At 56.9% G+C, this 15,250-nt stretch carries 16 protein-coding genes and 1 pseudogene; 10 read left to right on the top strand and 7 right to left on the bottom strand.

Going from position 1 to position 15,250, the window contains the following annotated elements:
- Positions 1-4: 4 nt before the first annotated feature.
- The 5 genes from U4Y90_RS11560 to dmeF all read left to right on the top strand — a co-directional run bounded on the left by U4Y90_RS11560 (position 5) and on the right by dmeF (position 4,690).
- Entirely contained in the window at positions 5-337 is a 333-nt protein-coding gene (locus tag U4Y90_RS11560; protein WP_321794701.1) for an NIPSNAP family protein, read from the top strand.
- Between the two features lie 32 nt (positions 338-369).
- A complete protein-coding gene (gene hmgA / locus U4Y90_RS11555; RefSeq protein ID WP_321794809.1) occupies positions 370-1,647 on the top strand; it encodes a homogentisate 1,2-dioxygenase in 1,278 nt (425 codons plus the stop codon).
- 151 nt (positions 1,648-1,798) lie between these two features.
- Positions 1,799-3,010: a porin gene (locus U4Y90_RS11550; protein ID WP_321794700.1), complete on the top strand. Its 1,212-nt coding sequence runs from the start codon at positions 1,799-1,801 to the stop codon at positions 3,008-3,010.
- A 475-nt stretch (positions 3,011-3,485) separates the two neighbouring features.
- On the top strand, positions 3,486-3,761 hold the full coding sequence (locus U4Y90_RS11545; protein WP_321794699.1) for a metal/formaldehyde-sensitive transcriptional repressor: 276 nt from the start codon (positions 3,486-3,488) through the stop codon (positions 3,759-3,761).
- A gap of 20 nt (positions 3,762-3,781) precedes the next feature.
- Positions 3,782-4,690 (top strand): CDF family Co(II)/Ni(II) efflux transporter DmeF, encoded by a 909-nt coding sequence (gene dmeF, locus U4Y90_RS11540; RefSeq protein ID WP_321794698.1) that lies wholly within the window; start codon positions 3,782-3,784, stop codon positions 4,688-4,690.
- A gap of 110 nt (positions 4,691-4,800) precedes the next feature.
- On the opposite strand, the gene U4Y90_RS11535 is transcribed toward dmeF, so the two are convergent.
- From U4Y90_RS11535 to U4Y90_RS11510, 6 genes and pseudogenes are all read right to left on the bottom strand, one after another.
- Positions 4,801-5,787: a porin gene (locus U4Y90_RS11535; RefSeq protein WP_321794808.1), complete on the bottom strand. Its 987-nt coding sequence runs from the start codon at positions 5,785-5,787 to the stop codon at positions 4,801-4,803.
- A gap of 358 nt (positions 5,788-6,145) precedes the next feature.
- The gene (locus U4Y90_RS11530) at positions 6,146-6,853 is read right to left on the bottom strand and encodes an ATP-binding cassette domain-containing protein (protein WP_321794697.1); all 708 of its coding nucleotides are present in this window, start codon (positions 6,851-6,853) and stop codon (positions 6,146-6,148) included.
- Positions 6,850-7,455 (bottom strand): ATP-binding cassette domain-containing protein, encoded by a 606-nt coding sequence (locus tag U4Y90_RS11525; RefSeq protein ID WP_321794696.1) that lies wholly within the window; start codon positions 7,453-7,455, stop codon positions 6,850-6,852. Before U4Y90_RS11525 ends, U4Y90_RS11530 begins: the two co-directional genes overlap by 4 nt.
- A gap of 50 nt (positions 7,456-7,505) precedes the next feature.
- Positions 7,506-8,621 (bottom strand): branched-chain amino acid ABC transporter permease, encoded by a 1,116-nt coding sequence (locus U4Y90_RS11520; protein ID WP_321794695.1) that lies wholly within the window; start codon positions 8,619-8,621, stop codon positions 7,506-7,508.
- Entirely contained in the window at positions 8,599-9,444 is an 846-nt protein-coding gene (locus U4Y90_RS11515; RefSeq protein WP_321794694.1) for a branched-chain amino acid ABC transporter permease, read from the bottom strand. The genes U4Y90_RS11520 and U4Y90_RS11515 overlap by 23 nt, the downstream gene beginning before the upstream one ends.
- Positions 9,445-9,627: 183 nt before the next feature.
- Positions 9,628-10,571, bottom strand: a pseudogene (locus tag U4Y90_RS11510) (IS66 family transposase); the annotation flags it as partial.
- On the opposite strand from U4Y90_RS11510, the gene U4Y90_RS11505 reads away from it, so the two are divergent.
- Entirely contained in the window at positions 10,486-11,097 is a 612-nt protein-coding gene (locus U4Y90_RS11505; protein ID WP_321794693.1) for an amidase, read from the top strand. The pseudogene U4Y90_RS11510 and the gene U4Y90_RS11505 overlap by 86 nt on opposite strands.
- Before the next feature lie 313 nt (positions 11,098-11,410).
- Here U4Y90_RS11505 and U4Y90_RS11500 read toward each other — a convergent pair whose 3' ends face one another.
- Positions 11,411-11,680 (bottom strand): hypothetical protein, encoded by a 270-nt coding sequence (locus U4Y90_RS11500; protein ID WP_187609870.1) that lies wholly within the window; start codon positions 11,678-11,680, stop codon positions 11,411-11,413.
- 205 nt (positions 11,681-11,885) lie between these two features.
- Between U4Y90_RS11500 and istA the strand changes: the two genes are divergently transcribed.
- The 4 genes from istA to U4Y90_RS36095 are packed head-to-tail and all read left to right on the top strand — an operon-like array spanning position 11,886 to position 14,872.
- Positions 11,886-13,385 carry an IS21 family transposase gene (gene istA, locus U4Y90_RS11495; RefSeq protein WP_321794692.1) on the top strand — a complete coding sequence of 500 codons (1,500 nt, stop codon included), beginning with the start codon at positions 11,886-11,888 and terminating at the stop codon, positions 13,383-13,385.
- Entirely contained in the window at positions 13,372-14,142 is a 771-nt protein-coding gene (gene istB, locus U4Y90_RS11490; protein WP_321794691.1) for an IS21-like element helper ATPase IstB, read from the top strand. Before istA ends, istB begins: the two co-directional genes overlap by 14 nt.
- A complete protein-coding gene (locus U4Y90_RS11485; RefSeq protein ID WP_187609829.1) occupies positions 14,139-14,354 on the top strand; it encodes a hypothetical protein in 216 nt (71 codons plus the stop codon). Before istB ends, U4Y90_RS11485 begins: the two co-directional genes overlap by 4 nt.
- A 38-nt stretch (positions 14,355-14,392) precedes the next feature.
- Positions 14,393-14,872: an amidase family protein gene (locus U4Y90_RS36095; RefSeq protein WP_415749328.1), complete on the top strand. Its 480-nt coding sequence runs from the start codon at positions 14,393-14,395 to the stop codon at positions 14,870-14,872.
- Positions 14,873-15,250: the final 378 nt, after the last annotated feature.

Below are 15,250 nucleotides of genomic sequence, written 5' to 3'. Positions count from 1 at the left end.
CGACGTGTTAGTTGAACAGCGCATTTACACGACCCTTCCGGGAAAGTGGCGAGACTACCTTGCTCTCTATGAGGCCGAGGGTCTTGAGACGCAAAAACGGATTCTCGGCCGCATGGTCGGTTACTACACGACTGAAATCGGCGGCCTGAACCAGATTGTGCACATGTGGGCGTACACCGATCTGGTCGAACGTGAGCAGCGTCGCTCCACGCTCATCGCCGACGAAAGCTTTCGGGCATACGTTAAGAAGATGCTGCCTCTTTTGCAGTCGCAAGAGTCCCGCATCCTCAAGCCAGCCTCATTTTTCACGCCCCAATGGCAAGGAGGCGAAGCGTGAACACACGGGATAGCACAGCCACCATCGGCTATATGAGCGGGTTTGGAAACCGCTTCGAGAGCGAAGCACTACCTGGTGCCCTCCCCGTTGGACGCAATTCCCCGCAGCGTGCGCCACACGGTCTCTATGCGGAACTCCTTTCTGGAGCTGCATTTACTGCACCTCGTGACCACAACCTGCGCACGTGGATGTATCGCCGTCGGCCCGCCGCGATGCAAGGCACGATGCGACGCGTTGCAAACGGTTATTGGCAAAGCGCACCCTTCCACGACGCCGAGACACCGGCAAACCGCCTTCGTTGGAATCCTTGGCCCATGCCCGACGGACAAGCGGACTTCGTCGACGGGATAGCAACAGTTGCAGGCAACGGCGACGTAGGAACGCAGACAGGATGCGCTGTCCATGTGTATCGCGCAAATGTGTCGATGAACGATCGATACATGGTCAATTCAGATGGGGAGATGCTGGTTGTTCCTCAATCCGGCGCGTTGCTGATCCATACGGAACTGGGAAAACTTGCGGTCGCTCCAGGCGAAATTGCAATCATCCCGCGCGGCCTGCGCTGCCGGGTTGACCTACGTGATGACACGGCTTACGGATATATCTGTGAGAACTACGGTGCTCCGTTCCGTCTTCCTGAATTGGGACCGATCGGGAGCAATGGCCTCGCAAATGCTCGTGACTTTCTCGCGCCCGTCGCGGCCTTCGACGCAAACGATCGTCCGGTTCGGATCGTTAACCGCTTTATGGGAAATCTCTGGGAAACAACGCAGCAACATTCGCCGTTAGATGTGGTCGCGTGGCATGGAAATCTTGTCCCGTTTAAGTACGACCTCGCACGTTTTATGGCAGTCGGGACAATCACCTTTGACCATCCCGATCCTTCAATCTACACCGTACTTACCTCGGGCACCGACACTCCCGGTGTTGCAAACTGCGACTTTGTTATCTTCCCACCGCGCTGGCTGGTGGCCGAAGACACGTTCCGACCACCATGGTTTCATCGAAACGTGATGAGCGAACTCATGGGACTCGTACGGGGCGTCTATGATGCGAAAGCTGAAGGATTTGTACCGGGTGGCATAAGCCTGCATAACTGCATGCTCCCGCACGGCCCTGATGCTGCGACCTTCGAGAAGGCAAGCAATGCAAAGCTTGAGCCGCACAAACTCGATAACACGCTGGCTTTCATGTTTGAGAGTCGTCATGTTTTCCGTCCGACAGCAACCGCATTGAGTGCCCCGCATCGACAGGAAGATTACGACAGCGTTTGGGATGGATTCAACACGCATTTCTCTGAGGACAGCTGACGGATATCAATTAGTGTTCCGTCGATCATCCTAATATGGTCGATTAAGAATCGGATCAAGAATATTTTCTGTATTTAGGATTACGAATAGTTTTGCATGATTTTTTCACAATTGACGATTTAAGCGTCGCGTATTCGGCAGAGGAGACAATATGAAAAAGAGAGTGGTTTTCATAGCGATCGCAGCGGGGCTGGCGAGCGACCTTGCAAGTGCACAAAACTCTGTGACACTCTACGGGATAGTAGACGCAGGTTTTGGCTATCTGAGCAGTCAAACCTCACTCGGATCGACCACTGGAGGGCACTCTGCGGTCAAGATGGTCAATGCGGTCTGGGCGGGTAGCCGGTTTGGAGTTGTAGGAAAGGAAGCGCTGGGCGGAGGAACGAACGCAATTTTCAGGCTTGAGTCCGGTTTCAGCCCGACCACTGGCCAGGTTTCATATTCCGGAACGATGTTTGGAAAACAGGCGTATGTGGGTTTCGACAACCCCGATTTCGGTACGGTGACGATCGGACGTCAATACACTCCGTACTACACTCTCCTGTTTCCAAACAGCCCAACGAAATGGCTTACGGGATATACAGGCGCGCATCCAGGCGATATCGACTCCCTGGACACGCTGTATCGAATCAACAACGAACTCGTTTATATTTCCCCGAGCTTTCGAGGTCTGACCGTTGGTGGATCATATGCGTTTGGTGGTGTACCCGGGAGCGTCAACAGAGGCTCCACTTACACTGCGGCCGTTCAATATATGAATGGGCCTTTTGGGATTTCAGCGGGTTTTCAGCGTATCAACAACTCGGCAGTTGGTGGTGGTGCCTGGGGCGCGGATTCCACGGCGAACACACCCGGTGAACCTGCCGTTTCCGCGATCAATTATGGATATCGAAACGCGCAGGCTCAACAGCGGGTAGCTGTAACGACGGGATGGAAGTTCACGCAGACGTTAGACGTATCGTTCTCGTTTTCAAACGTCCAATATACGCCGGGAACAAATTCCGTATTCAAAGATGAAGCGATCTTTAACACCGCCGGCGGTGTGTTGCACTGGAAACCAATGGTCGCATTAGATGTCGCGGGCGGCTATTCCTATACGAGCGCGACAAAAGCAAACGGCATTACGAATGCGGCGCACTATCATCAGTTTAGTCTCTCGCAGTATTATGCCCTCTCAAAACGGACTGGCATTTATGTCGTGGAGGCGTACCAACACGCTAGCGGACAGACTTTTACCGTTGATTCCAATGGTATAGGCGGCGTTATCCGGGCGACTGCATCGATCGGTGATGGTATGAACGGCACACCGTCCTCGTCGGCCAGTCAATTCTTCGGAGGCGTTGGGATTATTCAACAATTCTGACAACGGTGCGCGGTTAAGCGCACCTTAGTTGGCAACCAGGCGTCTGCACAGCAGACGCCTCGTTACCGGCGCAACAATCGCCGGGCTACCCGGACAGCTTGCCTTCGCTATCTATCAACGTGTTCTCCCATCCGCGTAATTCCCGATTGGAAGTGGGAACCCATCCCATGCGCTTGAACGCAGGACCAGTGATTCTTCGATGTTGCTGCGCCGATGGTGCCACGCTGATTTGACGGATGCGACTTTCGGAGTCGAAACCACCCGTCACAAAACCATGTTCGGAAGGCGTGGCACGCGCCACCACCGTCCGTTCATAAAAAAGCCGTGCAGATCCGGCTCGATGTTACCCTCGTCGCAAATCAACCGCCCTCAGCTCTTCCCGTCTGGGTCGCTGACCACTTGACGCTGCGTTCCCCCCCACTTCCTCACACATCTCCGAAAGCTGCTACAATCGATACCCATAGGGGGTATAGGTATGGGGCATCTAGCTAGTCAGAAGGACGATCTCCTAAAGCGAGTCCGGCGAATCGCCGGACAGGTTCAGGCGATCGAGCGTTCAATTGAAGCAGAAGCGGGATGCGAAAAGGTACTCCACCTTGTCGCGGCGACTCGTGGCGCCATGAATGGCTTGCTGGACGAGATTATTGAATCTCACGCCCGCGAGCACGTGGCGCATCCGGATCTTACAATCGAGCAGCGAGCTGAAGGAGTGGATGTTTTGATTGAGGCAATTCGCCGATATTCAAAGTAATTTTCAAGATAGCGAATAGCATGAAGGATACGAAAAACAGCAGCTCCGACCACGAGCATTCTTTTTTGGGCGAGTCGCACGACGAAAACGCCCGCCGCACCCGATCTGTCGTTGCGCTTACCTTCCTGATGATGGTGGGCGAGATTGTCGCCGGTTACCTTACCGGGTCCATGGCGCTGCTCGCAGACGGTTTCCATATGGCAACACACGCCGGGGCATTGGGCATAGCAGTATTGGCCTATGCATACGCGAAACGGAATGCTCTTAATCGGGCGTTTAGCTTTGGAACAGGCAAGGTCGGCGAACTCGCCGGCTTCGCCTCGGCGCTGATTCTCGCGCTTGTCTCACTCGGTATCTGTATTGAATCAATATTCAGGTTGGTTACTCCGACGCGCGTAGAGTTCGGTAACGCGATCGCGATTGCTATCGTCGGGCTGATTGTCAATATCGTAAGCGCGTTTCTGTTATCGGCGGGACACGGGCACCATGGGCATCATCATCACGAGCATGAGCACCACACGGACAACAACCTGAGATCAGCGTATGTGCATGTTCTCGCGGATGCCCTAACTTCCATATTGGCTATCGCCGCTCTGCTTGCCGGTCGTTATCTTGGTTGGATCTGGCTCGATCCAGTTATGGGTATTGTTGGATCAGTCGTTATTGCCCGGTGGGCATGGACACTGATGAGGGATACCGCGGATGTGTTGTTGGATAAGACCGATGAACACGTTGCCCATGAGATCCGTGACATTTTATCTTTACACGGAGATACAGAACTCGTTGATCTTCATGTATGGCAAATTGGACCTCAGGCACTCGCTGCTATCGTCAGCGTTCACACTCAGGGAAGTGTATCGGCGCGAACCGTTCACGAGCGGCTACGATCGGTCCACGAAATATCACACCTGACGGTCGAAGCGGTTTGATATTCGATCGCTAAGCCGGCATGAAAGGCTGGGATTGTTTCCTCAAGCCCAAGCCTTTCATGCTACGAAATCTACTAGTAGTGATGCTCCATCATCGCGACTGATGCCTGTCAGAAATAGTGCATCACCCCCGCGTAGACTCCCTGTTGGTTTTTCCCTGGCAATGGGGCGGAGTTTCCAGTTTCTACCGGAAACTGAGCCTGACCGCGATTAAACATGAGCCCGAGCGTGCTGTATAACATTGTGCGTTTGGACAATGAATAATTCGCGCCCAGAACGCCCAACGTCGCGCTCCCTCCGCCATGATTCACGTTTCCGTGAAATACAGCTGACTCGAGGATTAGCGCAGGGGTCAACTGATACGTTAGCCCGACCCACTCCTGGTTCGCTCGCGTCGCGCCGACTGGATTCAGACTATCCGGGAGAGTGTCTTTACCGGATGAATAAAGCTGGGCGTAGCCCGCATAGAATTTGGCGCTATTGAATGCATATGTTGCGCCAGCCATGAATTCCCGGGATGCACCGTAGAGAGAGGATAGCCTACCGTTATCGTCACGAATTTCTTCATAAACGCCGTATAAGCCCACACTAGCGCTCGTATACGTAACGCTGGCGCTGGTCGAGCTGCTTGCCCGGAAACTTCCCGCAACATTGCCGAAGCCTCGCTGCAAGCGAAAAGAAAAGCCGCCAAATTTCGCGGAGTTGAAGGTCACCGCGTTTGACCGTGCTCCCCATGCCCGTCCATTCACCAAATTGGCAATGCCCGTCGCTTGCTCGCCGAACGGATCAAGGTAAAAGCCAATCTCATCGGTAAGACTCATTGCCCTACCCATCCAAAGACTTCCATATCGATCGCTAGCCAAGCCCACATACGCATAGCGACTGAATCCCGACTCACCTTCTCCCCCCGTTCCAGCTGTAAATCCATTTTCAAGTTTGAATACTGCGGCGTATCCTCCGCCTAAATCTTCAGTTCCTGTGAGCCCCCATTGGCTGTTGGTGTACTGATTGCTCCCAAACCTGAAACGTTCTTTGACGAGCCGTCTGGTTGCGCTACGTTTGTGACGTAATCTAACCCAGAAACCACATGTCCATATAAAGTCACGCCCGATACCTTATCGGCACGCGAAGTCGACGCAACACTCATAGTCAGCAAAAGAACGGCAAATTTGATTTTCACGCGATCCACTCCAATTAAGATAGGATGATAAATAGGTATCCTAAATATAAGAAACGGGAAATTTTCATAACGCTTTGTAAGGCAGAACGCTAAAGAGTGCCCTCTCGTTGAGAGAGGGACGATGCCGAATACTGGACTGCCGACAGGCTGAACCCCTTGGACCGAAGCCGTCTCATCGGGGCGAGCGATCTTCGCCGAGTAACCATATCCAGGACTTCTTTGGGCTGCGAGGGATCGATCTGCGAAATGGGTCTATCGAGGCGCACTTCCTGTGACTAAACACATAGAACGCTTTCGAGCTCAGCCTTTGTTGTTACCTGTTCAGTGCTTTCCAGTACCACTTCTCCGTGATCCAGCCCTAGATATCTATCTGCTACAGACATCAGAAAGTCGAGGTTCTGCTCAACGATGATGAAGGATGCACCTTCAGCCGCTCTAGCTCGAATTATCCTTGCCATGCGTTCCAGATTTTCCTGCGCCACGCCTTCTGATGGTTCGTCGATCAGCGTGATGGGCGATCTTTCGGAGATTACCCGCACAAACGAGAGGATTTTCTTTTCTCCACCGCTTAACTTCCCGGCGAGTTGTTGCGCACGCTCGAAAAGTCGCGGGAAGTCCGCGAGCATATCCTCGTACGGTGTCGAGCCACGCCGCGAGAACGGAAGAGCGAGGTTGTCCGCCACCGTTAAACCATCAAACACCACCCGCTCCTGGGGGGCGTAGCTTATCCCAATGGCTCGGCGACGATTCGGAGCAACTGATGTGACATCCCTTCCTGAGACGGATATTACGCCGGACGTTGGACGAACCACTCCGGTTAGTGCCTTAAGCAATGTGGATTTTCCTACACCATTTCTACCCAAAATGCCTAACACCTCACCCTCTCCTACCGATGCGCTTATACCCTTGAGCACATTGGTGTCACCGTAACCCGCGAAAATGGAGCTAAATGAGAAAAATTTTACGGCGTGAACGATGCTCACTTTCTGCCTCCAGCGTAGACTTGGCGGACCTCGTCCGATGAACGGATATACGACAGGCTACCGGTCGCAAGTCGCTTGCCTTGATGAAGAACCACGACATGATCAGCAATCTTCTCAAGGGCGCTCATGTCATGCTCAATTACCACTGATGATGCCTGGAGTTCCGAGACTGTACAGGTGATCGCATCCATCATCTGGCGAGTTTCGTCCGCCGATAGTCCAGCACACGGCTCATCCAGAAGCATCAAACGAGGTTCCGAGATCGCCACCATGGCAAACTCCAACACCTGTCTGTTTCCTTGTGCCAAGGTACTGGCAAGCTCTTCGACGCTTGTCGCCAAAGATGGAAAACGATGAAGCATTCGTTGAAGGCCTGACGTCGACCACCTGAGTGGTTTGTAGCTAAACAGTTCTAGCGGCCGGATTCGATTTGCCCATTGTGCGATGAGAAGATTCTCTCCAACGCTGAGCGAACTAAAGACCGTCGGGATCTGAAACTTTCTTCCGACTCCAAGCCGCGCCACTTCCCATGCTGTCATTTTCGAAATGACCGTTCCCATGAAGCATATTCTTCCGGCCTTTACTTCAAGCCTTCCTGTCATTGCGTTGAAGGTTGAGGTCTTTCCCGCTCCGTTCGGGCCAATGAGACACGTTACGCCCCGTGGGAGATTTCGAGTTCGAGGCCGTTAAGAATCTTCACGCCTCCCTGCTCGACTCTCACATCCTCGAACGCGAGGAGTTTCTCTTTATCGTCGAGAGAAGCGCGCCGCACCCGCGGGGCGAGTTCGGCGTATGCGAGACTTGTCGACGTATGTCGGATGCCGATCGCTGTCAGGAGTTGCCTGCATGCGCCCGCCAACCCGTCCGGGAAGAGGCGGACAACAGCTATGAAGCCGAGCGCCACGAACACTTCCCAGTACGCGAAGACATCTCGCAGGACGCTCGCGACAAGCCCAACTATCACCGCGCCCAATTGCGCGCCTAACGGGCTGCTCTTTCCTTCGACGGCAGCCCAGATTATGAATTGCGTTGACAGCACAATTCCGATGGCCTGTGGACTCACCATTCCTTCGTGCGGCGCATAGAGTGCGCCCCCTAGTCCGGCGACCGCGCCGGCTGTCGCAAACGCCACTGCCTTCAGTTTGTGAGTTGCGAATCCGAAAAACTGTAGTCGCTCTTCGTTTTGAGCTATCGCAGACCATAAGAAGCCAATCGGGCGTTTTGCGAGCCAGCTAAAAAGAGCGGTTACACAAACGCTTAGGGAGGCGATCACATAATAGAGACTGCTATAACGATCCGTTCCGGGCAGGTCCGGCACCCCTGTGAGGCCGTTAAATCCGCCTGTAACATCTGCCCATCGGTTGACCAGCAGATAGGCGAGCATGCAAAGCGCCAAGGTTATTAACGAAAAGTACGGGCCACTGTCGATACGCTTCGAAAAAATTACGATAGCAATGACATATGCAACTATCGCGGGCGCCAGTATCGCAAGTACAAGGCATAGAAATACTATTGCAGGTGACATCAGTTGTGTCCCTTTAAGTATTAGCGCGCTTGCATAAGCTCCGATGCCAAAAAACAATGCCTGTCCTAATGGAAGGAAACCTACACGTCCCCAGCATAGCGCCACACTCTGGGTCGCCATGCCATATAGAAGGAAAAGACCAATCTGGCTGGCGTTATAATCTCCCGCCCAAAGAGGCACGCTAAAAAGGACCAGCGCTACCGCCAGCTGGGCGGCATTCTCAGCTGCGCGCAACGAGGCCATTCGGACGACTCCAAAGAAAGAACACGGAAACGATCAAGACCGCACCATAGCCAAAAGTCTGATCAATGAGGCCTGATACGACAGTCTGGGTGCCACCGATAATCGACGTACCAACGCCCAAGCCGAGCAGGGTTCCAAGGCCGCCAATCACGAGTACGAAGAAAGAGTTCAAAAGGTAGTCGAGACCCATATACGGATCAATCCGAACAACAGGCGCGAGTAAAACACCAGAAATTCCGGCAAGCACTACTCCAGTGATGAACGCTGTGGCCGAGATTCTTGTGGTATTCAGGCCCATTGATTGGGCGAGTGCAGGATTCATAGTCAGCCCGCGTATAGCAGCACCCGTTAGCGTTCGCCGATACCAGACGGTGGCGATGCCGAAGGCCACTATCACGATCGCTATCACCAGCAGTCGGTACGCGGGATATTGAAGGCCAAGAATGCCGATCGTCAGGTCGGTCACACCGTGTACATCCCGGTAGCCTCGTCCAAATGTAGCGGCAACCGATTCGCGCATAACGATGGCCAACCCCCACGTCGCCAGTAACGTATCGAACGGTCTGCTGTAGAGCGGCCGGATAAGCACTCTTTCAACGACCCAGCCCACGATCCCCGTCACAAGTATCGCGAGGGGAATTGCCACCCACGCCGGCAAACCAGCCAGTTGCGTGGCGACGGCGGAGTACGCTCCAAGCATCACAAACTCGCCATGTGCCATATTCAGTATGCCAAGCAACCCGAATACGATACCCAGGCCTACCGTAGTGACCGCTAGCACGGCGCACGCATAGGCAATATTCAATCCATATGTCGCCAACATTTCTTCTCCATCGTCCTGTGCCTTTGTCTCATTGCCGCGGGCCGCACCTAAGCGTGACCTCCCGCTTCGGCGGTGTCACTGACCGATTGCTCTGGCCACTGTGTTCACAAAGGAGTAAGCGGCTCGCCTAGGCCGTGTGTAGAGGCGTGCGCGCCTGGGGCATGATTGCCTCAGGTGGAGCGGCTAGATATCTTGATGTGGTGAACTGGCCGCTGCGTGCAGCTGTTCAGCCACACGCCATGGCAAGAGCTCGTCGATGACCGAGATTCTATGGTCGGCGATTCTCGGCAACACATAGTTTAGGTACGCGCGCGGATCGATGTCGTTGAGGGCGCACGTGCCAATCAATGAGTACATTGCAGCAGCACGTTCACCACCGCTGTCGGAGCCCGCGAATAGGAAGTTCTTGCGGCCCAAACTCACACAGCGCAGCGCGTTCTCCGCGATGTTGTTGTCGATCTCGAGCGTACCGTCTTCGCAATAGAGCGTCAGCGCGCGCCACTGATTAAGCGAGTAGCTGATCGCCTTGGCTGTGTCAGACTTCGACGACAACGCTTCGAGCTTGGTCTTGAGCCACGCTTCGTAGATGCGAAGCAGTGGCTTGGCTTTCTCCTGCCGTATTCGCAGCCGTTCGTCCGCAGGCATGCCGCGAATGGAAGCTTCAATGTCGTACAACGCGCCAACGAATTCGAGGGCCTTCTGCGTTGTGTCGGACGGCGTTCGTAGACCCAGAGACGGCCGGTTCGGGTCTTCCTGTTGCCCGGTGCGAGCACGGGAATCGGCGTGTCGTCAGCATGCAGTTTGGCGGCCGACACCGTATATCGGCGCAGCGCCTCGATCAGCGGCGTGCACAACGCTTCGCATTGGCCGACCCAGCGCCCCATGCTGGCACGGTCAAGCGTGACGCCGTCGCGAGCGGCGATTGCCGATTGTCGATACAACGGCTGGTGGTCTGCGTATTTCGCGACGAGGATATCCGCGAGCAAACTCGGGTGGGCGATGCTCCGCTCGATTGGCAGTCCCGGCATCGGCGGCTGTTTAATGGCGTGGCAGCAAGGGCAAACGAGTTTGCGCCGGATCGTGCGAATGACTTTGAAGGCGGCCGCAACCCGGGCGAGTTGTTCGGATACAGGCGGCTCGATCCGTTTTCCTGCGGCCGCTAACGGTGTAACCGGACTCAAACCTACTTGGGGACGGGTCAGCCGGTACGGCGTGTTCGAACTGGCTTCAACCTTGGATCACGTCGGACCGTTGGCTAGGTCAGCAACCGATTGCGCGATTCTGATGAACGCAATTGCTGGACCCGATGCAGACGATCCGACCGCTTTGCATGACGTGGTACCCGACTACGAGGCAGCCACCCGCGCACCAGTCGGCGGCCTGCGAGTCGGCCTGCCACGGGCATATGCATCAGATGGTGTTGATCCTGCCGTAGTGAAGGTATGGGAACGAGCCGCGTCGACGATGGCCGATCTCGGGGCAACCATGGTGGATGTGGATTTTCCGGAATGGCGCGAGGTTACGTCGCGGTGGACAACGCTTTGCTCAGCTGAAACTGCGCTGGCACATGCCGAGACCTTTCCTTCGCGATCAGGTGTGAACGCCGGTCTAAATCCGACACTAAGCGACGGCGTCGTGGAATTGATCCGCTAAACGAGCGGTTTCTCGTTGAGGAATGGCAGGGAGCGTGCAGCCGGGCACTGATGGCGCTTTGTGCGTCGTAAGGAGCCCGCAGGGCGAGTGCAGACGCGCAAAGCGCGTTGGGAGATGACGGCGGCAAGCAGTTGCGGTAGAAAGGCGCTGCGCCGAAGAAACCACTGGCGCGACACCGGTAAACCGCCAAGTTCACCCCGGAGTCGCGCCACACAAGTCGCAGTGCAAAGCCACGGGGCTTAACACAGGATCGCGTGCAGCCGCAGTATTCCACGGCTCGTGCGCCCCTGTCTATCGCATTGTCTTCGGCGTTCTACGGGGATCGCCGATGACCGAAGGCAATGCTGCCGGTGGGATGCTGCCCACGGGCCGTTTCTTCCTGTGCGCCCGCTGCCGCACGCAGGTGTTCATTTGCCGCCGCTGTGACCGAGGCCAGATCTATTGCGCCGGCGGCTGTGCGCAAGCGGCCCGGCGCGCGAGCTTGCGCGAAGCGGCTCAGCGTTACCAGCGCTCCCGTCGCGGGCGTCTTGCCCATGCGCAGCGCGCCCGCCGCTATCGGGCGCAGCACAATAAAGTGACGCATCAGGGTTCACCTGCGACGGCGCCGAGTGCTCTACTGCCAGCGGACTCGATGCGCGCCGCTGTCACTCACCGTCGCGTCACGGCATCGGCGCCGGCAACAACGCATTGCCACCTATGCGGCTGTGCCTGTTCGCCGTTCGTGCGCCTGAGCCCGTTGCGCCGTCGAGCTCCTCGCTCCATCTATCGATTCCGGGGAGGCTCTGAAGGTGACGATTGACGCTGAACTCGAAGCGCATATCCTGCGGCTCTATCACGTTGAGAAGTGGCGCTGCGGCACGATCGCGCGGCAACTGTATTTGCATCGCGGCACCGTCAAACGCGTGCTCGCACAGGCGGGCCTGCCGCGCCACGGTCCGGCGCCGCGGCCTTCGATGATCGAGCCATACCTGCCGTTCATTCGCCGGACGCTCGAGAAGTATCCGACGCTCACGGCCAGTCGCCTTTACGGCATGGTGCGCGAGCGCGGCTATCAGGGTGGCCCCACGCACTTCCGGCATCTGGTCTCGCTGCACCGGCCACGTCCGGCTGCCGAAGCGTATCTGCGGCTGCGCACCTTGCCCGGCGAACAGATGCAATGCGACTGGGGTCACTTCGGTTACCTGCAGATTGGCCGCGCGCGCCGGCCGCTGATGGCCTTCGTGATGGTGCTCTCGTACTCGCGCGATCTGTATCTCCGCTTCTTCCTCGACGCGCGCATGGAGAACTTCCTGCGCGGCCATATCGGCGCCTTCAGGCACTGGGGCGGACTCGCCAGGGTCATCCTCTACGACAACCTCAAGAGCGCCGTACTCGAACGCCGGGGCGACGCGATTCGCTTCCACCCGACGCTGCTCGCCTTTGCCGCTCACTATCGGTTCGAACCCAGACCGGTGGCGATTGCGCGCGGCAATGAGAAGGGGCGCGTCGAGCGTGCGATTCGTCATGTGCGCGACGCGTTCTTCGCAGCAAGGCAGTTCGTCGATCTAGACGATCTGAATGCGCAGGCCGAGCATTGGTGCCGCACGCAGGCGGCCGATCGCCCGTGCCCGGAAGACCGGGCGATCAGTGTGCGCCAGGCGTTTGCCCAGAAGCAGCCGACGCTGCTTGCGTTACCGGAGAACCCGTATCCCGTCGAGGAAACCCTCGCCGTCAAGGTCGGCAAGACGCCCTACGTGCGCTTCGATCTGAACGACTACTCGATCCCGCACACGCACGTGCGGCGCACGCTCACTGTGCGCGCTGATCTCGAACAGGTACGCGTGCTCGACGGCGCCGAGGTCATTGCGCGTCACGATCGCAGTTACGATCGCAGCGCGCAGATCGAAGAGCCGGCGCACATCGAGACGCTCGTCGGCGTCAAACGCGAGGCCCGTCATCATCGCGGCATGGACCGCCTGGCCAGGGCTGCCCCCGCCAGTGAGGATCTGCTGCGCCGCGCGGCCGAACGCAGTGCAAATCTGGGCACCATCACGGCGGCGCTGCTGCGCCTGCTCGATCGCTACGGCGCCGCCCAATTGCAGGCTGCGATCGGCGATGCGCTCGAAAGCGGCGTGCCGCACCCCAACGCTGTGCGCCTTGCGCTGGAGCGGCGCCGTGAAGCGCGTCAACTGCCGCCACCGCTTGCCGTGTGCTTGCCGCCGCACGTGCGCCAGAAGGACACGCCGGTCCAACCGCACCGGCTCGATACTTATGACCAACTTGCTGGAGATCCCGATGAGCTCGCTTGAATCATTGCGTACGCGCGCGCACGAATTGCGTTTGCATGGGCTGCTGGCCCACTGGGCTGAAGTCGCGCAGGAGCCCTGGGTCGCTCCGCTCGTACAGTGGGAGGAAGACGAGCGAGCCCGTCGCTCGCTCGAGCGGCGCATCAAGGACGCGCATCTGGGCGGCTTCAAGGCATTGTGCGACTTCGATTGGAGTTGGCCATCACGGTGTGATCGCGGCGCCCTCGAAGAGTTGATGACACTCGGGTTCCTGAACGACGCTGCCAACGTCGTGCTCATCGGCCCGAACGGCGTGGGCAAATCAACGCTGGCGAAGAACGTCGCGCATCAGGCGCTCGTGCATGGACACACGGTGCTGTTCACTACCGCCGGCAATATGCTGGGCGAACTCGCCGCGCTCGATAGCGATTCAACGCTGCGCCGGCGCTTGCGTCGCTATGCTGCGCCTGACGTCCTGGTAATCGATGAGGTCGGCTACCTCTCATACTCCAATCGCCATGCCGATTTGCTGTTCGAGCTGATCAGCCGTAGATATCAGAACAACAGCACCATCGTCACATCGAATCGTCCGTTTGCCGAATGGCATGAAGTGTTCCCGAACGCCGCCTGTGTCGTCTCGCTCGTCGATCGCCTTGTGCATCAAGCCGAGGTCATCTCGATCGAGGGCGAGTCGTACCGTCTCAAGGAAGCGCGTGAGCGGGCCGACAAACGCGCCCGCCAGCGCGGTCCCGGCAAATCTGCGAAAGGAGGTGAGTCGTGAAAGCCCCGCCGTTGCCCTCAGGCCGAACGCGCGGCTTGAGCTTCGTGGTGTCCGACGATTGGACGCCCGAACAGGCGCTCGCCGTGTTCGAAATACTCGATGATTTGCGCGAACTCATTTGCGCGCGCTATCTGCCCGACATACAGCACGTTCTGCGCGAGGATCGCCGGCAACGCGAACTGCTGTTCAACGAACGTGACCCGCCGTTCTGATCGACGACGCACACAACAAAGGGGCCCGCGCGGCCCCTTTGTTGTTGACTGTCTCGCTTGACCTTGCGCCGTCGTTTAACGTCGCATTTACACCGGCGCTAACATCAGGCGAATACGGGCCTCTTCTGGCTTCCCTCATTGAGCAAGGGCGCGGAGAGTCCGCACTAGAGCTCGTCAGGGCAGTTCAGTTGCGCCACTCGTTCACTAATCAACTGCATAAGGTTTTCCGCAACATCGATGTCATGCTGATCCCAGTCACCGTCTGGCCAATTCCAACCGTTGAGGAGTGGAATGTGCTTGCGCGATCGCCCTTCACCGAGCTGGTGCGATTTACCGTGCCCTTTAATCTGGCGGGAAATCCGGCGTTGACGCTACCGGCAGGGATGGATGACAGACACATTCCCCTCTCAATTCAGTTCGTCGGGCCGAGATTGGGTGAAGAGGCGATCCTCGCGGCAGGAGCCGCATTCCAGCGTTGTACGAATTGGCACACGAGACGACCCAATTCAGGGGTGTAGGCTGGGTAGCTGTTGCGCCGGCAAGCCCGTGGGGCATATCCGCCGGCGCCCCAGCATGGCGACTGGTTCGATAGGGGCGAAGCCGAGGTGTTTTGTTCATTATGCAAGTCTCGCGGCTTGCACTACGAAGGGTACGCAGACCGACGCCCTGCTATTTCCGAACCAATTCCTGCGCGCCTGTCTTTTTCGCCCCGCGCCGATCGATTTCCCTCGCTCAGCCGTCCCCTCCTCCCTCCCCTTACCACTAGTCGAAAGCATTTTGTCAGAAATGGGTCTAAGGGTTAGTCTCATATTGCGATACTTCAAATGCCACATCAAAATCCGATACACGATCTTGGAGTGAGTTGACTCCGATCGCGCTTCTCGGGTCGAGCGTGG

The sequence above is a fragment of the Caballeronia sp. J97 genome (genome assembly GCF_905220305.1).
Classification (GTDB): Bacteria; Pseudomonadota; Gammaproteobacteria; order Burkholderiales; family Burkholderiaceae; genus Caballeronia.
Note: the sequence above shows the minus strand (reverse complement) of the source record. Positions and strands in the feature narration are given on the sequence as shown.